At 67.4% G+C, this 19,944-nt stretch carries 19 protein-coding genes; 7 read left to right on the forward strand and 12 right to left on the reverse strand.

The genetic code is table 11. The annotated features are described in order from the left end of the window. Positions 1–74 precede the first annotated feature (74 nt). From GB880_RS12645 to GB880_RS12675, 7 genes are all read right to left on the reverse strand, one after another. On the reverse strand, positions 75–863 hold the full coding sequence (locus GB880_RS12645; RefSeq protein ID WP_154493987.1) for a crotonase/enoyl-CoA hydratase family protein: 789 nt from the start codon (positions 861–863) through the stop codon (positions 75–77). Continuing rightward, positions 863–1,720 (reverse strand): hydroxymethylglutaryl-CoA lyase, encoded by an 858-nt coding sequence (locus GB880_RS12650; RefSeq protein WP_154493986.1) that lies wholly within the window; start codon positions 1,718–1,720, stop codon positions 863–865. Before GB880_RS12650 ends, GB880_RS12645 begins: the two co-directional genes overlap by 1 nt. Next, positions 1,704–2,372, reverse strand: coding sequence for a glutathione S-transferase family protein (locus GB880_RS12655; protein WP_154493985.1), 669 nt, complete (start codon positions 2,370–2,372; stop codon positions 1,704–1,706). The genes GB880_RS12650 and GB880_RS12655 overlap by 17 nt, the downstream gene beginning before the upstream one ends. Further along, positions 2,365–4,290, reverse strand: coding sequence for an acetyl-CoA carboxylase biotin carboxylase subunit (locus GB880_RS12660; RefSeq protein WP_154493984.1), 1,926 nt, complete (start codon positions 4,288–4,290; stop codon positions 2,365–2,367). The genes GB880_RS12655 and GB880_RS12660 overlap by 8 nt, the downstream gene beginning before the upstream one ends. A gap of 105 nt (positions 4,291–4,395) precedes the next feature. Then, positions 4,396–6,000: a carboxyl transferase domain-containing protein gene (locus GB880_RS12665; protein WP_154493983.1), complete on the reverse strand. Its 1,605-nt coding sequence runs from the start codon at positions 5,998–6,000 to the stop codon at positions 4,396–4,398. Between the two features lie 102 nt (positions 6,001–6,102). Beyond that, positions 6,103–6,609 (reverse strand): lysozyme inhibitor LprI family protein, encoded by a 507-nt coding sequence (locus tag GB880_RS12670; protein WP_154493982.1) that lies wholly within the window; start codon positions 6,607–6,609, stop codon positions 6,103–6,105. Next, positions 6,609–7,769 carry an isovaleryl-CoA dehydrogenase gene (locus GB880_RS12675; protein WP_154493981.1) on the reverse strand — a complete coding sequence of 387 codons (1,161 nt, stop codon included), beginning with the start codon at positions 7,767–7,769 and terminating at the stop codon, positions 6,609–6,611. The genes GB880_RS12670 and GB880_RS12675 overlap by 1 nt, the downstream gene beginning before the upstream one ends. Before the next feature lie 189 nt (positions 7,770–7,958). On the opposite strand from GB880_RS12675, the gene GB880_RS12680 reads away from it, so the two are divergent. Next, positions 7,959–8,507 (forward strand): histidine phosphatase family protein, encoded by a 549-nt coding sequence (locus GB880_RS12680; RefSeq protein ID WP_154493980.1) that lies wholly within the window; start codon positions 7,959–7,961, stop codon positions 8,505–8,507. Continuing rightward, positions 8,504–9,445, forward strand: a complete 942-nt coding sequence (gene cbiB, locus GB880_RS12685; protein ID WP_263467172.1) for an adenosylcobinamide-phosphate synthase CbiB — start codon at positions 8,504–8,506, stop codon at positions 9,443–9,445. Before GB880_RS12680 ends, cbiB begins: the two co-directional genes overlap by 4 nt. On the opposite strand, the gene hemC is transcribed toward cbiB, so the two are convergent. Continuing rightward, positions 9,442–10,383: a hydroxymethylbilane synthase gene (gene hemC, locus GB880_RS12690; protein WP_154494290.1), complete on the reverse strand. Its 942-nt coding sequence runs from the start codon at positions 10,381–10,383 to the stop codon at positions 9,442–9,444. The genes cbiB and hemC overlap by 4 nt on opposite strands. A gap of 73 nt (positions 10,384–10,456) precedes the next feature. Here hemC and hemE point away from each other — a divergent pair, with 73 nt between their 5' ends. Further along, positions 10,457–11,485 (forward strand): uroporphyrinogen decarboxylase, encoded by a 1,029-nt coding sequence (gene hemE / locus GB880_RS12695; protein WP_154494289.1) that lies wholly within the window; start codon positions 10,457–10,459, stop codon positions 11,483–11,485. 21 nt (positions 11,486–11,506) lie between these two features. On the opposite strand, the gene GB880_RS12700 is transcribed toward hemE, so the two are convergent. After that, the gene (locus GB880_RS12700) at positions 11,507–12,094 is read right to left on the reverse strand and encodes a LysE family translocator (protein WP_154494288.1); all 588 of its coding nucleotides are present in this window, start codon (positions 12,092–12,094) and stop codon (positions 11,507–11,509) included. Between the two features lie 150 nt (positions 12,095–12,244). Between GB880_RS12700 and GB880_RS12705 the strand changes: the two genes are divergently transcribed. The 3 genes from GB880_RS12705 (at position 12,245) to GB880_RS12715 (ending at position 15,339) form a co-directional block, all read left to right on the forward strand. After that, entirely contained in the window at positions 12,245–12,637 is a 393-nt protein-coding gene (locus GB880_RS12705; RefSeq protein WP_327077761.1) for an Lrp/AsnC family transcriptional regulator, read from the forward strand. Between the two features lie 48 nt (positions 12,638–12,685). Next, positions 12,686–14,233: an ATP-dependent DNA helicase gene (locus GB880_RS12710; RefSeq protein ID WP_154494286.1), complete on the forward strand. Its 1,548-nt coding sequence runs from the start codon at positions 12,686–12,688 to the stop codon at positions 14,231–14,233. Between the two features lie 89 nt (positions 14,234–14,322). Further along, entirely contained in the window at positions 14,323–15,339 is a 1,017-nt protein-coding gene (locus GB880_RS12715) for a nucleotidyltransferase family protein (protein WP_263467173.1), read from the forward strand. Here the strand turns inward: GB880_RS12715 and GB880_RS12720 are convergent. Genes GB880_RS12720 through GB880_RS12730 form a run of 3 tightly spaced genes read right to left on the reverse strand, consistent with a single transcriptional unit; the run spans position 15,336 to position 18,346 of the window. Continuing rightward, on the reverse strand, positions 15,336–16,211 hold the full coding sequence (locus tag GB880_RS12720) for a sigma-54-dependent transcriptional regulator (RefSeq protein ID WP_263467174.1): 876 nt from the start codon (positions 16,209–16,211) through the stop codon (positions 15,336–15,338). The two genes, GB880_RS12715 and GB880_RS12720, sit on opposite strands and share 4 nt — an antisense overlap. A 27-nt stretch (positions 16,212–16,238) precedes the next feature. Next, complete coding sequence (locus tag GB880_RS12725; protein ID WP_263467175.1) at positions 16,239–16,667, reverse strand: sigma-54-dependent Fis family transcriptional regulator; 429 nt, start codon at positions 16,665–16,667, stop codon at positions 16,239–16,241. Further along, the gene (locus GB880_RS12730; RefSeq protein WP_263467176.1) at positions 16,664–18,346 is read right to left on the reverse strand and encodes a sensor histidine kinase; all 1,683 of its coding nucleotides are present in this window, start codon (positions 18,344–18,346) and stop codon (positions 16,664–16,666) included. The genes GB880_RS12725 and GB880_RS12730 overlap by 4 nt, the downstream gene beginning before the upstream one ends. A gap of 205 nt (positions 18,347–18,551) precedes the next feature. On the opposite strand from GB880_RS12730, the gene GB880_RS12735 reads away from it, so the two are divergent. Next, positions 18,552–19,919 (forward strand): dicarboxylate/amino acid:cation symporter, encoded by a 1,368-nt coding sequence (locus tag GB880_RS12735; RefSeq protein ID WP_154491767.1) that lies wholly within the window; start codon positions 18,552–18,554, stop codon positions 19,917–19,919. Positions 19,920–19,944: the final 25 nt, after the last annotated feature.

Genomic DNA, 19,944 nt, shown 5'->3' on the forward strand with positions numbered 1-19,944 from the left:
ATCATGGCCATCCGGACACGGATGCCTGCAATGATTATGCCCGCATGGCATCGCAGGCAATAGCCTGGCAATGGCTAGCCCTGCGCCACCGCCCAGGCAGGCTTGCGCTTGTCGAAAAAGGCGGAAATGCCTTCGGCCGCCTCGCCGCCTTCCCAGGCATCGACCAGCGCCTGGATGCTCATGTCGATCTGGGTGGCGGTTATGGGGGGACCAAGGCGTCGGGCAAGCCGTTTTGCCGCGGCGACGGCTCCGGGCGCGCAGGATAGATAGGGCAGAACCTCGGCCTCGACAGCGGCGTCCAGTGCGTCCGGGGCGGCGGTGGCGGCCAGCAGGTTCAGCCGCATCGCCTCTTCGGCACCGAAAAGCCGCGCCGACATGAAGACGCGCCGGGCCTTGTCCTCGCCCATGCGGGCCAGGACATAGGGGCCGATGGTGGCGGGGATCAGCCCCAGCCGGGTTTCCGTCAGGCCAAAGCGCGCCTCGGGCACGCCGATCGCCACGTCGCAGACCGAAATCATCCCCACGCCGCCGCCAAAGGCATTGCCCTGCACGCGACCGATCAGCGGCTTGGGCAATTCGTTCAGCGCATTCAGCATCATCGCCAGCTCGCGGGCGCCCGCACGGCGGGTTTCGGCATCGGCCCGCATCTGGTCCTGCATCCAGCCCAGATCCCCGCCGGCGCAAAAGCTGGCGCCTTCGGCAGCCAGCACAACCGCGCGCACCTGGGGATCCTGGCCCAGGGTCTGCGCGGCAGCGGTCAGTTCACGGATCATCTGCGCGGACAGGGCATTGTGTTTTTCCGGGCGCGCCAGCCACAGATGCGCAATGCCGCGCGCGTCGGTCTCTATCCGGATCGTGGACATCACAGATCTCCTCGCATCTTGCGGGCCATCTCGGCCGCCTGTTCGATCACCGCCATGTCAAGCCCGGTGTCATAGCCATGCGCCGCCAGATGCCGCGCCACCTTTTCCGTTGCCACATTGCCGGCCGCGCCGGGGGCGTAGGGACAGCCCCCCAATCCGCCCACAGCGGCGTCGAATACCCGCAGCCCGCGCGCCAGGCTGGCATCGATGTTCTGCAGCGCGCGCCCGGCGGTGTCGTGATAATGCCCGGCCAACCGGTCGGCAGGCAGTTCGTCCAGCACCGCCGACAGCATGGCATCAATGCTTTCCGGGCGGCCCTGACCGATGGTATCGCCCAGGCTGACTTCATAGCAGCCCATGTCGCGCAGCGCCGCGGCCACGCGGGCGACCTGCTCCGGCGGGGTCGGCCCGTCAAACGGGCAATCCGTCACCACGCTGACATAGCCGCGCACGGGAATACCGTCGGCGCGCGCGGCGGCCGCGACCGGTGCCAGCCGCTCTAGGCTTTCGGCAATGGTCGCGTTCAGGTTGGCGCGCGAGAAGCCTTCGGAGGCCGAGGCAAAGATCGCCACCTCGGATGCCTGCGCGGCGCGCGCGCCCTCATAGCCTTTCATGTTGGGGGTCAGGACGGCATAGCTGACGCCCGGCGCGCGGGTGATGCCGGCCATCACCTCGGCGGCGTCGCCCATCTGCGGCACCCATTTCGGGCTGACGAAACTGGTCACCTCGATGCGCCGATAGCCGCCGCGCGACAGCAGATCGACCAGCGCGATCTTGTCGGCGGTGGGGATCAGGCGCTTTTCGTTCTGCAACCCGTCGCGCGGGCCCATCTCGAATATCTCAACCTGCCGGGACATCGGGCACCTCATAGAAATCGCGTTCATAGATCACGGGCGTGCCGGGCGGGGGCAGCGCGCGCTGAAAGGCCGGGCGCGCCGCGCAGCGGTCGCGATAGGCGGCCAGCAACGGGCGGTCGCGCAGATCGACGAAGCGCGCCGCCACCCAGACCGAATAGCCCAGCTGGCAATCGACGCCCGAAAACATCCCCATCAGCCAGTCGTGACGCTCCAGCGCCTGTTCGACAAGACCGAGCGCACGCGACAGCCGTGCGGTTTCAAGCCGCATGACCGTGGGCGAACGCTGCCAGTCGTGGCGCAGCACGATATGGTGCTGCGTCAGATTGGCGATGTGCTGGCCCAGGGTTTCGCCGAAATGCATCCAGTCCAGCCATGCAGCGCGGCCCGGTGCGCCGGGCGGGCAGCCCAGATGCGGCGCACGGGTCTCGCACAGCCATTCGACGATGGCGCCGGATTCGTGCAGGACGTGGGTGCCGTCGCGCAGCGCCGGCACCCGTCCGACGGGGTGAATGGCGTCATAGGGCGGGCGCCGCAGCGATCCGTCGAAGAAGTCCATCGTCTCGACCCGAAAGGGACAGCCGATTTCCTCGAGCAACCACAGCGCCCGCATCGAGCGTGACTGCGGCACATGCCACAGCGTCAGCTCATCCATCCTCGTCCTCCAGCCGGATCAGCGGCGCGCCGGCCTCGACCTGATCGCCGGCCTGGGCCAGAACCTCGGCCACGCGGCCGTCGCGGGCGGCGGTGAGGGTGTGTTCCATCTTCATCGCTTCCAGCACTGCCAGCCGGTCACCGGCCGCGACCTCTTGCCCGGCGCTGACGAATACCGCCTTCACCAGGCCGGGCATGGGCGAAAGGGTCAGCCCGCCGCCGGTCTCGGCGCCACCCCGCGCCAGCGGGTCCAGCGGCACCAGCGTCAGCGAGCGGCCGCCAAAGACGCTGCTGCCGGCGGCATGGTTGACGATGCGCCAGCGCCGGGGCCGACCATCGACCCACCAGCGGCCACCTTCGTAGCCGATCTGATGGGTGCGCTCGTCAAGGGTCACGCGCGCAGCGCCGGGGCCCAGAACCTCCAGCACCGCCTCGCCGCCGTCCCAGGCAATGGTGCGACGCAGGGGTTGCCACAAGGTGACACCGCCGCGCTTGGCCGGGTCGTCCAGACCGGCAAGCCCCAGCACCCCCAGCGCGCGGCTGCCCGGATCGGGGGCTGCGGCCTCGACCAGACTGTCCAGATCGCGGCCGATCAGGCCGGTATCGACCTCGCCACGGACAAAGCCGGGATGGCGGGTCAATGCAATCAGGAAATCGACATTGGTGACCGAACCGGCCACCTCGGTATCCTCGAGCGCAGCCTCAAGCTCGCGCAGCGCGATGGCGCGGGTAGCGCCATGGGTCACGATCTTGGCGATCATCGGGTCATACCAGGGCGAGATGACATCGCCCTTGCGCACGCCGGTTTCGATGCGGGCGTGTTCGGGAAAGGCCAGATGCGCCAGCGTGCCGGTGGCAGGCAGAAAGCCCGCCGGAACATCCTCGGCATACAGCCGGGCCTCGAAGGCATGGCCGGTGATGGTCAGCTGGTCCTGGCTTGCGGGCAACGGCTCGCCACTGGCGACGCGCAGCTGCCATTCGACCAGATCGACGCCGGTGATCAGTTCGGTGACCGGATGTTCGACCTGCAGGCGGGTGTTCATTTCCATGAACCAGAAACCATCGGGCCGCAGGCCCTGGCTGCCATCGACGATGAATTCGATGGTCCCGGCCCCGGCATAGCCGATAGCCTCGGCCGCGCGCACCGCCGCCGCGCCCATGGCGTCGCGCATCTGGGGCGTCATGCCGGGGGCGGGTGCTTCCTCGATCACCTTCTGATGGCGGCGCTGCAGCGAACAGTCACGCTCGAACAGATGCACGGCGCGCGTGCCGTCGCCGAACACCTGCACTTCGATGTGGCGCGGCTGCTGGATGTATTTCTCGATCAGGACGGCGGGGTTGCCGAAGGCTGTTGCCGCCTCGCCCCGGGCCGATTCCAGCGCGGCGGGGAAATCGCCCGCGCGTTCGACCAGGCGCATTCCCTTGCCGCCGCCGCCTGCGACAGCCTTGATCAGCACCGGATAGCCGATGGCGTCGGCCTGCGCCTGCAGATGCGCCGGATCCTGGTTTTCGCCGTGATAGCCCGGAACCACCGGCACCCCGGCTTCGGCCATCAGCGCCTTGGCGGCATCCTTCAGCCCCATCTTGCGAATGGCGCTGGCCGAAGGTCCGATGAACACCAGACCCGCCGCAGTGACCGCATCGACGAAATCGGGGTTTTCGCTGAGGAACCCGTAACCCGGGTGGATCGCCTCGGCCCCGGTATCAAGCGCGGCCTGGATGATGACATCGCCGCGCAGGTAGCTGTCGCGTGGCGCCGGCCCGCCGATATGGACGGCCTCGTCCGCCAGCGAGACGTGGCGCGCACCGCGGTCGGCATCCGAATAGACGGCGACGGTGCGCACGCCCAGCTTGCGGGCGGTGTCGATGACCCGGCAGGCGATTTCGCCGCGGTTGGCGATCAGGATTTTCTGGAACATCAGACAGCTCCTGTAGCGCGCGGGAGCGGGGCGGACAGTTCCGCCTGGTCCGGCGCGGGAATGAAGGAAACGGCGATTGTCGCGGCGGGATGCAAGCCCATCGTCCTACATCCTGAATATGCCGAAGCGCGGCGCCGGGATCGGAGCATTCAGGCTGGCGCGCAGTGACAGCGACAGCACATCGCGGGTGCGGCGCGGATCGACCACGCCATCGTCCCACAACCGGGCCGAGGCATAGAGCGGGTGGCTCTGGCGCTCGAACATCTCGATGGTGGGGCGCTTGAACTCGGCCTCTTCCTCGGCCGACCAGGTGCCGCCGGCGCGTTCGATGCCGTCGCGGCGCACGGTTGCCAGAACGCCCGCCGCCTGTTCGCCGCCCATGACGCTGATGCGGCTGTTGGGCCAGGTCCACAGGAAACGCGGCGAATAGGCCCGGCCGGCCATGCCGTAGTTCCCCGCCCCGAAGCTGCCGCCGACCAGCATGGTGATCTTCGGCACATTGGTCGTCGCGACGGCCGTCACCATCTTGGCGCCATGCCGGGCGATGCCTTCGTTTTCGTATTTGCGGCCAACCATGAAGCCGGTGACGTTCTGCAGGAACACCAGCGGGATGCCCCGCATCGAGCAAAGTTCGATGAAATGCGCGCCTTTCTGTGCCGCTTCGGAAAAGATCACGCCGTTGTTGGCGATGATGCCGATGGGGCAGCCTTCCAGATGTGCGAAGCCGGTGACAAGCGTTTCGCCGAAGCGCGCCTTGAATTCGTCGAAGCGCGAGCCATCGACCACGCGGGCGATGACCTCGCGGATGTCATAGGGCGTGCGCAGATCGGCCGGAACGACGCCCAGAATCTCCTCGGGGTCGTAGGCGGGGGGCTCGGGCGACTGCCATTGCACCGTTGCCGGGGTGGTGCGGTTCAGGTTGGCGATCGCGCGGCGGGCCATGGCCAGGGCATGGGCGTCATCCTCGGCCAGGTAATCGGCCACACCGGAGAGGCGCGTGTGCACGTCGCCCCCGCCCAGATCCTCGGCGCTGACCACCTCGCCCGTGGCGGCGCGCACCAGCGGCGGTCCGGCCAGGAAAATGGTGCCCTGGTTGCGCACGATGATGGTGACATCCGACATCGCCGGCACATAGGCGCCCCCGGCCGTGCACGAACCCATCACCACCGCGATCTGGGCGATGCCCTGCGCCGACATCTGCGCCTGGTTGTAGAAGATGCGGCCGAAATGGTCGCGATCGGGAAACACCTCGTCCTGGTTGGGCAGGTTGGCGCCGCCGCTGTCCACCAGATAGACGCAAGGCAGATGGCATTGCTGGGCGATTTCCTGGGCGCGCAGGTGCTTTTTCACCGTCATCGGGTAATAGGTGCCGCCCTTGACGGTGGCATCGTTGGCCACGACCATCACATCCTGACCGTGGACGCGACCGATCCCGGCGATGACCCCGGCCCCCGGGGCCTCGTTGTCATACATGCCATGCGCCGCGGTGGCGCCGATTTCGAGGAAAGGGCTGCCCGGGTCAAGCAGATTGGCCACCCGTTCCCGCGGCGGCATCTTGCCGCGCGCGACATGGCGCTGCATCGCCTTTTCGCCGCCGCCGGCCGCTGCGGCCAGCGCCGCACGGCGCACGGTTTCCAGCATGTCCAGATGCGCGGCGCGGTTGGCGCGGAACGCATCGGACGACGGCAAGGCTGCGGAAAGCAGTTTCATGTTGTCATCCCTTGTCGCCCCGGACAGCAGGGGCATGATGAAAGGCGGTCGCTTGCGCCCGACAGGCGCGACCCGGGGGCCGCAGCATCGGCCCCCCGGCATTCATGGCCGGTCACCGACCAAGGCATGCAGGCGCAGCGCGTGGCGGGCGGTCAGGTCCAACCCGCAATTGGCCTGCGCCAGACTGGCCGTATCCGAAGCGCCGTCCAGCAGCAGCGAATAGCGGCACATTTCCGTGCGATAGCCGACCCAATGGGCCTGCGCCTGTTGCAGGACCGGCGCCAGAGGCTCGGCCCCCGCATTGGCGCCGTCGCGCTGACGCGCCACTTGCAGGGCCTTTTCCAGCCAGGCGGTCATCAGCATGTCCCATTCGCGCATCTCGGCCACGACACAACCCACCAGCCCAGGCGGATCGGCCGTCTGAAGGCTTTCCTGGCATTGACGCGCCGGCGACCCGACGCAGCCGGCAAGGTCGCCACGCTGCGATGCCGTGCGATCCAGACAGGCAGACAGCGCGGCGGAGTCATAGGGCACCCGGGCCGGGGCCTGCTCGGCCGTGGCAGACATGGGCAGAGCCAGCATCAACGCCGGCACCGCCAGCCAACGCATCAGGCCAGGTCCATCAGCTGGCGGCCGATCAGCATGCGGCGGATCTCGCTGGTGCCGGCGCCGATTTCCATCAGCTTGGCATCACGGAACAGGCGACTGACCACGCTGTCGTTCAGGAAACCCGCCCCACCCAGGGCCTGCACGGCCTGATGCGCCTGCACCATCGCCTGTTCGCTGGCATAAAGCACCGCGCCCGCCGCATCCTGACGCGTCACCTTGCCGGCATCGCAGGCCTTGGCGACTTCGTAGACATAGGCGCGCGCGGTATTCAGCGCCACATACATGTCGGCAATCTTGCCCTGCATCAGCTGGAAGGAACCGATCGGCTGGCCGAACTGCTTGCGCTGCTTGACATAGGGCATCACCTCGTCAAGGCAGGCCGCCATGATGCCGGTGCCAATCCCCGACAGCACCAGACGTTCGTAATCCAGCCCCGACATCAGCACCCGCACGCCGCGGCCTTCCTCGCCCAGGACGTTCTCGAACGGAACTTCGCAGTTGTCGAAGATCAGCTCGCCCGTGTTCGACCCCCGCATCCCCAGCTTGTCGAAATGCGGCGAGGTCGAAAAACCTTTCATCCCCCGTTCCACGATGAAGGCGGTGATCCCCTTGCTGCCAGCCTCGGGATCGGTCTTGGCATAGACTACCAGCGTCTGGGCGTCGGGCGCGTTGGTGATCCAGTATTTATTGCCGTTCAGCACATAGCGGTCGTTCTTCTTTTCCGCCCGCAGCTTCATGCCGACCACATCGCTGCCCGCACCTTCTTCAGACATGGCCAGCGCGCCCACGGCCTTGCCGGAACACAGGTCGGGCAGGTATTTGCGGCGCTGTTCGTCGGTGCCGTTCAGCTTGATCTGGTTCACGCACAGGTTGGAATGCGCGCCATAGGACAGGCTGACCGAGGCAGAGGCACGGGCGATTTCCTCAACCGCGATCACATGCGCCAGATAGCCCATGCCGGTGCCGCCGAATTCCTCGGGGACGGTGATGCCCAAAAGCCCCATCTCGCCCATTTCCGGCCAAAGTTCGTTGGGGAATTCGTTGGTGCGGTCAACCTCTGCCGCGATCGGCTTGACGCGCTCTTGCGCCCAGCGATGCACCATGTCGCGCAGGGCGTTCACATCCTCGCCCAGATCGAATTCCATCCCCGAGGTAAACATCGGCCAGACCCTCCGTTATTGAACGAGCGTTCATTTCGTGCCGTATGCCATCTGCACGGGGGCTGCGTCAAGCCTGTCGTGCGGCGTGGCGGCAATCCTGCGCGCGAGACAGATTCGGCGCAAGCCTTTGCGTGGATTGACATGACCACCCCAGCGCGCCATCCATCCCCGACAGTCCCGGATGCCGCCATGCCCCCTGCCCCCGAATCCCGCCTGCTGCTGTTGCGCCATGCGCCGCTTGCGGTTCCGGGACTGGCAGGGCGACGCGATGCGCCTGCCAATTGTGAAAACCATCAGGCGCTGGCCTGGGCAGCAGCGCAATTGCACAGTGCCGCGACCTTCTGGGCCAGTCCGGCCCTGCGCTGTCGTCAGACCTGCGCCGCAATGGGGATCAAGCCGGAATGGCAACCGGCATTGTGGGAACAGGATTTCGGCAGCTGGGAACAGCCCGGCGCAAGCATGCCGGACCTGGGGGCGCTGTCGCACGCCCAATTGGCCGAGCACCGCCCCCCGGGCGGCGAAAGCTTTCAGGACATGGCCGCACGGGTGCAGCCGGTGCTGCATCAGGCGCGGGGAACGGTGGCGATTGTCGCCCATGCCGGCACCGTGCGGGCAGCGCTGGCGCTGGCGGTCGGCCCCGCCGCGCTGGCCTTTGCCGTTGAGCCGCTGTCGCTCAGCATCCTGATCCGCACCCCCTTCGGCTGGGGGGTCGAGGCCGTGAACAGGCTGCACGCATGATCGCCGGCGACACCACGCTGACCATCGCACTTGTCGCCTTGCTGGTCGATGCGCTGATCGGCTGGCCACAGGCGCTGTATCGCCGTATCGGACATCCGGTGGTCTGGATCGGCCGGCTGATCGCGGCGCTGGACCGGCGCTGGAACCGCGGCCGCGCGCGCGTCCTGCGCGGGGCGCTGGCGGTGGCGGTCACGGTGGTTGCGGCGCTGTTGCCGGCGCTGGCGCTGAGCTGGGTGTTGCTGCCGCTGCCGGGGGGCGCGGTGTTGCTGGGGCTGCTGGCATGGCCGCTGGTGGCGGCGCGGTCGCTTCACGACCATGTCGCCGCGGTGGCGCGCCCGCTGGCAGCGGGCAATCTGTCCGCCGCCCGGGCCGAGGTCGGCAAGATCGTCGGCCGCGACCTGGACGACCAACCCGCGCCCATCGCGCGGGCTGCACTGGAAAGTCTGGCCGAAAACGCCTCGGACGGGGTGGTGGCGCCGCTGTTCTGGGCAGCGATCGCGGGCCTGCCCGGCATCGCCGCCTACAAGGCGATCAACACCCTCGACTCGATGATCGGCCACCGCAGCCCGCGCCACCTGCTGTTCGGACGTGTGGCCGCGCGTCTGGACGATCTGGTGAATCTGCCGGCCGCGCGCCTGACGGCGTTGCTGTTGTTGCTGGCATCCCCGCCCGCAGGCGGCCGCGCTGCCCGCGTCATCTGGCGCGATGCGCGAAGGCACCGCTCGCCCAACGCCGGCTGGCCGGAATCGGCCATGGCGGGCGGGCTGAACGTGCGCCTGTCGGGGCCCCGCAGCTATCAGGGCGTGCAAAACGACGAACCCTGGCTGAACGGGACCGCCCGCGACCCGGACGCGCAGGCGCTGTGGCGGGGTCTTGATCTCTATCGCCGAGCCATCGGCCTGCTGGCGCTGGCGCTGCTGGCGCTGCTGCTGGCCTAGGTCCAGTCGAAGAAATCGGCCGGGGCGCGGCCGCGCAATTCCTCGGCCAGGTCGCGGCCCATGGCGGCGCCGTCGGTGGACAGACCCAGGCGTTCGCCGGCGATCACCTGACTGCCGTCGGGGCGCAGGATCTCGCCCCGCAGTCGCAACCGGTCCCCCTGCAACTCGGCCAGCCCCGCGATCGGCGTCTGGCACGAACCATCCAGCCGGGCCAGGAACGCACGCTCGGCCGCCATGCGCAGGGCGCTGTCGGGGTCAGCGATCGGCGCCAGCAGCGCCGCGACACGCGCATCATCGGCCCGCCGTTCCACACCGATGCAGCCCTGGGCCACGGCGGGCAGCATCTGGTCGGGATCGACGGCGCAGCGGGCGACATCAGTCATGCCCAGCCGCGACAGCCCGGCCATGGCCAGGAACGTTGCCACCGCCACGCCGTCCTGCAGCTTTTTCAGCCTTGTCTGCACATTGCCCCTGAACTCGACCAGCCGCAGGTCCGGGCGCCGCGCCGCCAGTTGCGCGCGCCGCCGCAGGCTCGATGATCCCACCACCGCCCCCGGCGGCAGTTCGGCAATGGCGCCGTAGCGGTCGGACACGAAGGCATCGCGCACATCCTCGCGCGGCAGGTAGCAGTCGATCACCAGCCCATCCGGCTGCTGGGTGGGCATATCCTTCATCGAATGCACGGCGATGTCGATGTCGCCGCCAGCCAGGGCCTCTTCGATCTCGCGGGTGAACAACCCCTTGCCGCCGATGTCCTTCAAGGGCCGGTCAAGGATCCTGTCGCCGGTGGTCTTGATCACCACGATGCGAAAGGCATCCTGGGGCAGGCCATGGGCCGTCATCAGCCGGTCGCGGGTTTCATGCGCTTGCGCCAAGGCCAGGGCCGAGCCGCGCGTGCCGATGCAAAGGGGGTTCTGGGGATCGGGCATCTGGGTCATGCCCCGGCATTACCGCCGGCGCGCGGCCTTGACAACGGGGACAACCCGGCCATGAAGGGGCCAGAGGTGATCCATGTCCGAAAAAACCATCCTGCGCGCGCTGAAGGGCGAGCGTCTGCCCGTTCCCCCTGTGTGGATGATGCGCCAGGCGGGGCGCTATCTGCCCGAATATCGTGCGACCCGCGCCCAGGCAGGCGACTTCCTGTCGCTGTGCTACACGCCCGAACTGGCGGCCGAGGTGACGCTGCAACCGATCCGCCGCTATGGTTTCGACGCGGCGATCCTGTTTGCCGACATCCTGCTGCTGCCCCAGGCACTGGGTGCCAAGCTGTGGTTCGTTACCGGCGAGGGGCCGCGCCTGTCGACCATCACCGATGCCGCCGGCGTGGCGGCGCTGAAACCGGTCGAGGCGATTCACGACACCCTCAATCCCGTTTATGAAACCCTGCGCATCCTGTCGCGCGAATTGCCGCGCGAAACCACGCTGATCGGTTTTGCCGGCGCGCCCTGGACAGTGGCGACCTATATGATCGCCGGGCGCGGCACGCCCGATCAAGGCCCCGCACATGCCTTCAAGGCCGCCGACCGCGCCGCCTTTTCGGCGCTGATCGACCGCATAACCCAGGGCACCATCGAATACCTGTCAGCCCAGATCGAGGCCGGCGCCGAGGTGGTGAAACTGTTCGACAGCTGGGCCGGCTCGCTCAAGGGCGCGGATTTCGACGATTTCGCCATCGCCCCCGCGCGCCGCATCATCAAGGCGCTGAAGTCGCGCCACCCCGGCATCCCGATCATCGCCTTCCCGCGCGAGGCGGGCGCGCGCTACGCCGGATTTGCCCGCGCAACCGGCGCGGATTGCGTGGCGCTGGACAATTCCGTCGCTGCCGAATGGGCAGCGGCCAATGTCCAGTGCGACGGCTGCGTCCAGGGCAATCTGGACCCGCGCCTGCTGGTGACCGGCGGCCCCCGGCTTCAGGCCGAAACGCGCCGCATCGTGCAGGCGTTTTCGGGTGGCCCGCACATCTTCAACCTGGGCCACGGCATCACCCCCGATGCCGATCCCGACAACGTGCATCGCATGCTGGCCGCCATTCGCGGCTAGCCCGGGTCGGCCGGTGCCGTCCTAATGGGTCAGCACCGGCAACATCGACAGCACCAGCAACACAGCCATGCTGCGATTGAACAGCCGCAGTCGCGCCGGCTGTTGCAGCACGCCGCGCAGCCCCTGCCCCAGCACCGTCCAGACCGTGACCGAAGGCAGGTTGACCAGGGTAAAGACCAGCGCCACCACCCAGGCCCCGCCCGCGCTGGCAGCATAGGCCGACAGCGCCCCCAGCGCCATCATCCAGGCCTTGGGATTGACCCATTGAAAGGCGCAGGCCGCCCAGAAGCTCATCGGCCGCGCGGCGACGCGCCCGGCTGTGGGGGCGGAAGCATGCGCGATCTTCCACGCCAGCCACAGCACATAGGCCATGCTGACCCATTTCATTGTCTGCGCCAGGGCCGGCGATTGCGCGATCAGCCGATCGACACCCAGTCCCAGCAGTGCCACCATCGCCCCAAAGCCCAGCGCGACGCCCAGCAGATGCGGCAGGCTGCGCCGCAGGCCGAAATTGGCGCCCGAGGTCATCAGCATGATATTGTTCGGCCCCGGCGTGATCGAGGTGGCAAAGGCGAATCCCGCCAGCGCCAGCAGCACCTGATAGGTCATTGCGCATCTCCATTCGTCCGCGCAATATTGCGGCATCCCGCCCGCAATTCCTGATCTTTCACCACCTCCTTGGAAACATAATTGCAACCTGATTTCGAAATCGACCAGATTTCCGCGCGGATATTGCGCATCCTGGAACGGCAGGGCCGGATGCCGAATCAACAGCTGGCGGCGGCGGTGGGGCTGTCGCCCTCGGCCTGCCTGCGAAGGGTGCAGGACCTGGAACGGCGCGGGCTGATCCAGGGCTATCGCGCCGTCCTGTCGCCGGCGGCGCGGCAGGCGGGCTTTACCGCCTATGTCACCGTCGGCCTGTCGCGCCATTCCAACGAGGCGCAGAAGGCCTTCGAGCGCGCCTGCATCGCCGCGCCGCAGGTGCGCGAATGTCATAACATCACCGGGTCGGTGGAATATCTGCTGCGCGTCGAAGTGCCCGATCTTGACGCCTATCGCCGCTTTCACATCGAGGTGCTGGGCGCATTCCCCCAGATCGCCACCATCACCACCCATGTGGTGATGGATTCACCAAAGGACGAGCGCGGCTGAACCCTCGGGCGCCCTTTCCAGCCCCCGCCGCAGCCGCTACAAGGGCGCATGACCCAACCCGCGCTTTCCCCCGATCAGGCCGAGGCCTGGGACGCCATTGCCCTTGCGCTGGAACAGGCGGGCGTCGATCTGATTTCCGAGGAACTGTCGCCGCCTGTCGAAGGCCAGTCCCGGGTGCTGGCGGTGATCGGCAAGGCCGGTTCGGGCAAGACCTTGCTGCTGGCGCAACTGACCAGGGCGCTGCGCGGCATCGGCGTCGATCTGGTTTCGGGCGATTACGAGGGCAAGCGGCGCAAGGACCGGCGCAGCGTGGCGATCCTGGCGCCCACGAACAAGGCCGCCTTCGTGCTGCGCACCCGCGGCGTGCCGGCAACCACCATTCACCGCATCCTCTACACCCCCGTCTATGATCCCGACTATGAACGCATCGCCGACTGGCTGACCGGTGCGGGCGACCGCCCGAAGGTCGAAGGCGTGATCGAGGGCCTGACCGAGACGGCGCTGGATCGGGCCAAGGCATTCTATGACCAGCACGCCTCGATCCCCGGCGCATTGGCGGCGGCCGGGCTGCGGGGTTCGGACTTTATCCGCGGCTGGAAACGACGCGAGGACGGGTTGGACATCGGCCTGATCGACGAGGCATCGATGCTGGACGAACGCCAGCTTCAGGACCTGCGCGAAATCTTTCCCGTGCTGATCCTGTTTGGCGATCCGGCACAGCTGGCACCTGTGGGGCAATCGGGGCAGATGGTGTTCGACCGGCTGCCGGCACCGCAGCGGCTGATGCTGAATCGCATCCACCGCCAACAGGACGACAGCCCCATCCTGGACCTGGCCCATGCCCTTGCCGACCCCGATCTGGAGTTCGACGGGTTCGAGCGCATGATCCGCGACGCCGCCGCCCGGGATCCGCGCGTGGTCTGGGCCGAACGCGTCGAATCCGACCTGATGGCGCAAAGCCCGGTCCTGGTGTGGCGCAACATCACCCGCGTCAAGCTGATCCAGGCCTTTCGCGCCGCCTATGGCGCCCCAGGCGATGCCCTGCTGCCGGGCGAGCCGTTGATCTGCGACGGGCTGGAACTGCCGCTGAAGCATCGCAAGAAGCGCATCGATCTTGAGGCGCGAGGCCTGATCAAGGGCGCGCAGGTGGTCTATCTGGGGCCGGGACGCAAGCCGGGGTTTTCGCGCCTGCATGTCGTCGGGGCCGAAGATCCGCGCCTTTCCGCCGCCAGCATCGTCAAGATCGAGACCCCGGATGTCGAGGAACCCTTTATCCCCTATGCCGCGCGCATGGGCGCAACCTTCCTGCACGGCGCGGCCGTGACCATCCACAAGGCCCAGGGCAGCCAATGGCCGGATGTGCAGGTCTTTGCCCCCGACATTGCCGCGGCCGCCTGGTCGGGCCGCAGCGAGGCCGGCGTGGCGCTGTGGAAACGCCTGGCCTATGTGGCGATCACCCGCGCGCAGCAGCGGCTGCTGTGGGTCGTCAGGTCGCGACTGGCGCGACCCACCGCGCCGCTGGGGGTCGAGCATCTGGATGCTCCGGCCGCGCCGCTGGAACTGGTTGCCGCCAGCCCGGACCAGCCGATGGACTGAGCGGGACCGCTTACCCCACATGAAATTTATTGTGGCACAAGATGTTTCTCGCTATCTTACCCCACAATAATTATTCCGTGGGGTAACCCGTGATCCAGAACCTTTCGCCGGTCGCGGTCGCGGCCTGGACCGACCTGCTGCGCCATCTCAAGGATGCGGCGGTCAGCGAATTGCGCGGGGTGCCGCGGTTGAAAAAGGTGGGCCAGAAAAGTTACTGGTATGACCATTTCCGTATCGGCGACCGCACCATCGACCGCTATATCGGCGAAGACGATGCCGAACTGCGCCAGCGCCTGGAACGGTTGCAAGCCCTGCGCGCGGCCGAACAGGACAGCCAGCCCGAACGCGCCCGGCTGATGCGTATCCTGCGGGCCGAAGGTTGCCTGATGACCGACCAAGGCTCGGGTCAGGTGATTTCGGCCATGGCGCGCACCGGCGTGTTCCGCCTGGGCGGCACGCTGGTCGGAACCCAGGCGTTTCGCTGCTACGAGGGCGAACTGGGGGTGCGGATCGGCTTTGACCAGACCGCGATGACCGACGATATCGACATCGCCAGCTTTCAGCGCCTGTCGCTGGTGCTGGGCGATCAGGTGACCGAACCACTGGCCGAGGTGTTCCGTGATCTGCGGTTCGAGCCCCTGCCCTCGGTCGAAGGGCAGCGGGTCTGGCGCTGGCGTCAGGGGCGGCAACAGACGCTGGTCGAATTCCTGACCCCATGTTTCGACGGGAACGAGACCTTGCGCGACCTGCCCGCGCTGGGGGTTTCGGCGCAAAGCCTGCATTATCTGAACTATCTGATCGCCCAGCCGATCCGGGTGCCGCTGCTTTATCGCGCCGGCTTCCTGATCCAGGTGCCACGGCCGGAACGCTTCGCCATTCACAAGCTGATTGTCGCCGATCGCCGACGCGACGGACCCGAAACGCTCAAGGCGCGCAAGGACCGCGCACAGGCGCAATTCCTGATCGAGGTGCTGGCCGAGGATCGCCCGGACGACCTGCGCGAAGCCTATGAAACCGCGCTGGCGCAGGGGCCGTCCTGGCGCCGGCGGCTTGAGGCGACGCTGGCGCGGATGCCGCATCTGCGGCAGCGCCTTCAGGCGCTTTAGCCCGGGCGGAAATCGGCGGGCCGGATGCCGTGCCGCGTCAGCTTGTCATAGAATGTCTTGCGCGGCAGCCGCAGCCGGGTCATCGCCTGGGTCGCATTGCCCTGGGCAAGGCGCAGCGCCTCGCGGATCAGTTCGGCTTCGTATTCTGCAACCAGATCGGCAAGGCCGGGTGCCTCGCCCCCGTCGCTGCGCGGATCGAATGGCGTCAGCCCAAGGGCATGGCTTTCGGCGAATTGCTGCAATTCGCGCAGGTTCCCGGGCCAGCCATGACCGGCCAATCGCGCCTTGACCGCGCCGGTGACAGGGGCCACCGGCAGATTCAGCCGCGCCGCCGCCATCAGCAGGAAATGCCGGAACAGTTCGGGAATGTCCTCGCGCCGGTCTGCCAGCGGCGGCAAGCTGAGCGTGGTGCCAGACAGCCGGTAATAAAGATCGCTGCGAAAGCGACCTTGCCGCATCAGCGCCTCCAGATCGGCACCGGTCGAGGCGATGATGCGCAGATCCAGCGGACGGGGCGTGGCGCTGCCCGGCGGCAGGAACTGGCCCGCCTCGATCAGCGCCAGCAGGCGGGCTTGCAGCACAGGGGCGAGGGCATCGATTTCGTCCAGATACAGCGTGCCGCGATGGGCGGCCTCCAGCCGGCCGGGCTGGCGCGGGGCGCGGCCCTGCGGCTCGCTGCCCAGCATCTCGGCCTCGAACCGGGCTTCGTCCAGGGCTGCACAGGCGACATGGACAAAGGCGCGCGTCCGGCGTGGCCCCTGCCGGTGCAGGGCACGGGCCACGGTCTGCTTGCCCGATCCGCTGGGGCCCAGGATCAGCACATCGCCGCCCGCCTCGGCCAGCCGGGCGATGGTTTCGCGCAAATGCTGCATGAAGGCGCTTTGACCGATCAGCCGAGTTTAACGGGCGGCGCCTTCCTGATTTTGGCGGCGCAGGGCGCGGTTTTCCAGCACAAGGGCGCGGCTGAAGGACGCGCGCGTCAGGGCTGCGGCCAGCGTCCCCCCGCCCACCGGCTTGGTCAGAAAGTCATAAACCCCCTGCTTCAGGGCCGCCACCGCCATCGGCACATCGCCGTGTCCGGTCAGCAGGATCACCGGCAATTCCGGGTCGATGGCGTGGATGCGCTGGAACAGCTGGAATCCGTCCATCCCCGGCATGCGCACGTCAGACAGCACCACGCCGGGCCATTCCGGGCCCAGCCCGGCCAAGGCCTTCGCCGGATCGGTAAAGGCTTCGGTGCGAAAGCCGGCGATGTGCAGCGCCTGCACCTGCGCCTCGATCAGGTCGGGGTCGTCATCGACCAGGCGAACCAACGCGGCGTCGGTCATGGCGCCCTCGGCAGGTCAAGGTGAAAGGTCGCCCCTGCGCCCGCCACCACCGGCCCCGCGGTCAGGCTGCCGCCGAAATCCCGCGCAATGTCTTGCGAGATCACCAGGCCCAGCCCCAGCCCGCCGGGTTTGGTGGTGGCAAAGGGCGTGAACAACTGGGCGGCAATCTGCGGCGACAGGCCGGGCCCATTGTCGGAAATGCTCAGCCGCAGCATCGGCCCCTCCTGCAAGGTGATGCGAATTTCGGGATCTGGGCGTCCCTCCAGCGCCTCGGTGGCGTTCTGAATCAGGTTCACCAGGATCTGTTCCAGGCGCACGGTTTCGGCCATGACCCGCAGGTCGGGCGGAATCTCGGGCTGGACCAGGCGGATGTTCTGCGCCCTGCGGCGGCTGGCCGTCAGCAGCAAGGCCGCATCCAGCGCGTCGCGAATCGACACCAGCGCCAGTTCCCCCGTCGCCTTGCGGGCAAAGCCGCGCAATTCGGTGGTGATCTGGGCGATGCGGTCGGACATGCGCAGGATCTGGCCCAGGTTGCGGTGCACCTCGGGTTGCGATTGCCCCAGCAGGCTGCGGCCATTTTCGGCCAGAAGGCGGATGGTGGCCAGGGGGGTGTTCACCTCATGCGCGACGCCGGCAGTGATCTGGCCCAGGGTCGCCAGCTTGTTGGCCTGCACCAGTTCCCCCTGCAAATGCGCCAGCCGCTGCTCGGCGGCGCGGCGTTCGCGCATCTCGGCCGTCAGGTCGCGCGTGCGTTCGGCGACCGCGCGTTCAAGATCGGCGCGATAACGTCGTTCGGTCGCGATGCGGCGGGCCGTGCGGGTGCGGGCACGCGCAAGCCAAAGCCCCGCGCCCAGCACCAGCAGCCCCAGAAACCCGACCCTGCCCGCAGCCAGCAGCGCCGACCGCGTGGCCTCGGCCGCCGGTGCCCGCACCCACAGCACCCAGCCGGCACCCGCGATGTCACGCCGTGCCGAAACCTGCCCGGCGCCGGGCAGCGGCAGCGGCGCAAAGCGCAATCCCGGCTGGCTGGAGAGGATGACCTGACCGTCGCTGCCGGTGACGATGGTGGTTTCAGCCGCCTGCGCCCAGGCGGTCTCCAGGGCGTCGAATTCGACCTTGACCACGATGACGCCCAGCGCCGTGCCCGCCTGGCTCACATCATGCGACAGGTACAGCCCGGGCCGCTTGCTGACCGTGCCCAGGGCGAATTGCGTCGCCTCGCCCCGCAGCAGCGCGTCGCTGAAATAGCTGCGAAAGCTGTAGTCCGAACCGATGAAGCTGTCGGGATTGTCCCAGTTCGAGGCGGCTATGGCCACGCCGCTGCGGTCAAGCAGATAGATCACCGCGCTGCCGGTCTGTTCGCGCAACCGCTCGAACTTTCGGGACACGCGCGCGACACTTTCAGGCGAGGGGTCGACCAGCGCCTGACGCACGGCGGCATCGTCGGACAACACCGTGGCGACGGCCCGCTGCTTGCCCAGGATGCTTTCCAGCGTCTGTGCCCGGCTTTGCGCACTGACCCCAAGCCGCTCGGCCTGGGTCCGGGCCGCATTGTCATGCGCGATGCGAAAGGCCGCACCCATTGCCGCGAGAAGCACCAGCACGATCAGCGCCGCGACCACCACGCGCCGCAGGGTGGCGGCCGCGGCGGAATCTGACGAATCGGTGGTGACGGCCATCCCTCCCCCAACGCGGGCGCAGCTGTGTGGATTTCCACACTAGCAAAGACGGAATGTGTTGGAAACCACACGTTTCAAGCGGCGCTTGTTGCTCAAAAAGTCATGATTTCAACGCATTACCGCCTTGCGCACAGCTTTTGGGCACCACTGACCACAGCCTTATCATGCGTCACATCATCGTCACATGCATGTCGGAGGAGGCCCCATGCACATCGACACCACGGCCGCGCCGGTGGCTCATGCCCCGCGCCCCTTTTACCGTCATCTCTATTTCCAGGTGCTGTGCGCCATCGTCGCCGGCGCGCTGATCGGTCATTTCTATCCCGAAACCGGCGAGGCGCTGAAGCCGCTGGGCGACGGCTTCATCAAGCTGGTCAAGATGATCATTGCCCCGGTCATCTTTCTGACCATCGTCACCGGCCTGGCCGGCATGGGCACCATCCGCGGCGTCGGCTCGGTCGCTGGCAAGGCCTTCGGCTATTTCCTGACCTTCTCGACCCTGGCGCTGATTGTCGGTCTGGTCACCGCCAATGTCATCCGCCCCGGCGTCGGCATGAACATCGATCCCGCGACACTCGATGCCAGCAAGGTGGCCGATTATGCCAGCAAGGCGCATGAAACCTCGCTGACCGGCTTTGTCATGGACATCATCCCGTCCACGATCACCTCGGCCTTTGTCGACGGCAACATCCTGCAGGTGCTGTTCGTCGCCATCCTGTTCGGCATCGGCCTGATCCTGATCGGCGAAAAGGGCAAGCCCGTCGTCGCCCTGTTCGAGGCGATCAGCCATGCCGTTTTCCGCATGGTGGACATCCTGATGAAGGCCGCGCCCATCGGTGCATTTGGGGCCTTTGCCTTTACCATCGGCAAATACGGCATCGCCTCGGTGGTGAACCTGGCGACGCTGGTCGGCACCTTCTATCTGACCTCGGCGCTGTTCATCGTGGTGATCCTGGGCACGGTCTGCATGCTGAACGGCTTTTCGATCTTTCGCCTGATCGCCTATCTCAAGGCCGAGATCCTGCTGGTGCTGGGCACCTCGTCCTCGGAATCGGCGCTGCCTTCGCTGATGGAAAAGATGGAGAAAGCCGGCTGCAAGCGTTCGGTGGTGGGTCTGGTCGTGCCCACGGGCTACAGCTTCAACCTGGACGGCACCAACATCTACATGACGCTGGCGGCGCTGTTCATCGCCCAGGCCACCAACACCGACCTGTCGCTGCAACAGCAGATCCTGCTGTTGCTGGTGGCCATGCTGTCGTCGAAAGGCGCGGCGGGCGTGACCGGGGCGGGCTTCATCACCCTGGCGGCGACGCTGTCGGTGGTGCCCACCGTGCCGGTCGCTGGGATGGCGCTGATCCTGGGCGTTGACCGCTTCATGTCGGAATGCCGTTCGATCACCAACTTCATCGGCAACGCGGTGGCCACGGTTGTCGTCAGCCGGTGGGAAGGTGCGCTGGACCGCGAGCGTTTCGAGCGGGTGCTGGCGGGCGGCGATGCGGCGGATGCCCGGCCGATCGACCACCTGCAAGGTGCCCCCGCCGGGCTGCGCCTGCAAGAGGCCAGCGCCGACTGAGCGCGACCGCCGCAGATGCGGATGA

Source organism: Paracoccus sp. SMMA_5_TC, assembly GCF_009696685.2.
In the GTDB taxonomy this organism is placed as follows: domain Bacteria; phylum Pseudomonadota; class Alphaproteobacteria; order Rhodobacterales; family Rhodobacteraceae; genus Paracoccus.

Coding starts and splice junctions, on each gene's coding strand:
- GB880_RS12645 (WP_154493987.1), bottom strand. CDS start 863: ATGTCCACGATCCGGATAGAGACCGACGCGCGCGGCATTGCGCATCTG.
- GB880_RS12650 (WP_154493986.1), bottom strand. CDS start 1,720: ATGTCCCGGCAGGTTGAGATATTCGAGATGGGCCCGCGCGACGGGTTG.
- GB880_RS12655 (WP_154493985.1), bottom strand. CDS start 2,372: ATGGATGAGCTGACGCTGTGGCATGTGCCGCAGTCACGCTCGATGCGG.
- GB880_RS12660 (WP_154493984.1), bottom strand. CDS start 4,290: ATGTTCCAGAAAATCCTGATCGCCAACCGCGGCGAAATCGCCTGCCGG.
- GB880_RS12665 (WP_154493983.1), bottom strand. CDS start 6,000: ATGAAACTGCTTTCCGCAGCCTTGCCGTCGTCCGATGCGTTCCGCGCC.
- GB880_RS12670 (WP_154493982.1), bottom strand. CDS start 6,609: ATGCGTTGGCTGGCGGTGCCGGCGTTGATGCTGGCTCTGCCCATGTCT.
- GB880_RS12675 (WP_154493981.1), bottom strand. CDS start 7,769: ATGTTTACCTCGGGGATGGAATTCGATCTGGGCGAGGATGTGAACGCC.
- GB880_RS12680 (WP_154493980.1), top strand. CDS start 7,959: ATGCCCCCTGCCCCCGAATCCCGCCTGCTGCTGTTGCGCCATGCGCCG.
- cbiB (WP_263467172.1), top strand. CDS start 8,504: ATGATCGCCGGCGACACCACGCTGACCATCGCACTTGTCGCCTTGCTG.
- hemC (WP_154494290.1), bottom strand. CDS start 10,383: ATGACCCAGATGCCCGATCCCCAGAACCCCCTTTGCATCGGCACGCGC.
- hemE (WP_154494289.1), top strand. CDS start 10,457: ATGTCCGAAAAAACCATCCTGCGCGCGCTGAAGGGCGAGCGTCTGCCC.
- GB880_RS12700 (WP_154494288.1), bottom strand. CDS start 12,094: ATGACCTATCAGGTGCTGCTGGCGCTGGCGGGATTCGCCTTTGCCACC.
- GB880_RS12705 (WP_327077761.1), top strand. CDS start 12,245: ATGCCGAATCAACAGCTGGCGGCGGCGGTGGGGCTGTCGCCCTCGGCC.
- GB880_RS12710 (WP_154494286.1), top strand. CDS start 12,686: ATGACCCAACCCGCGCTTTCCCCCGATCAGGCCGAGGCCTGGGACGCC.
- GB880_RS12720 (WP_263467174.1), bottom strand. CDS start 16,211: ATGCAGCATTTGCGCGAAACCATCGCCCGGCTGGCCGAGGCGGGCGGC.
- GB880_RS12725 (WP_263467175.1), bottom strand. CDS start 16,667: ATGACCGACGCCGCGTTGGTTCGCCTGGTCGATGACGACCCCGACCTG.
- GB880_RS12730 (WP_263467176.1), bottom strand. CDS start 18,346: ATGGCCGTCACCACCGATTCGTCAGATTCCGCCGCGGCCGCCACCCTG.
- GB880_RS12735 (WP_154491767.1), top strand. CDS start 18,552: ATGCACATCGACACCACGGCCGCGCCGGTGGCTCATGCCCCGCGCCCC.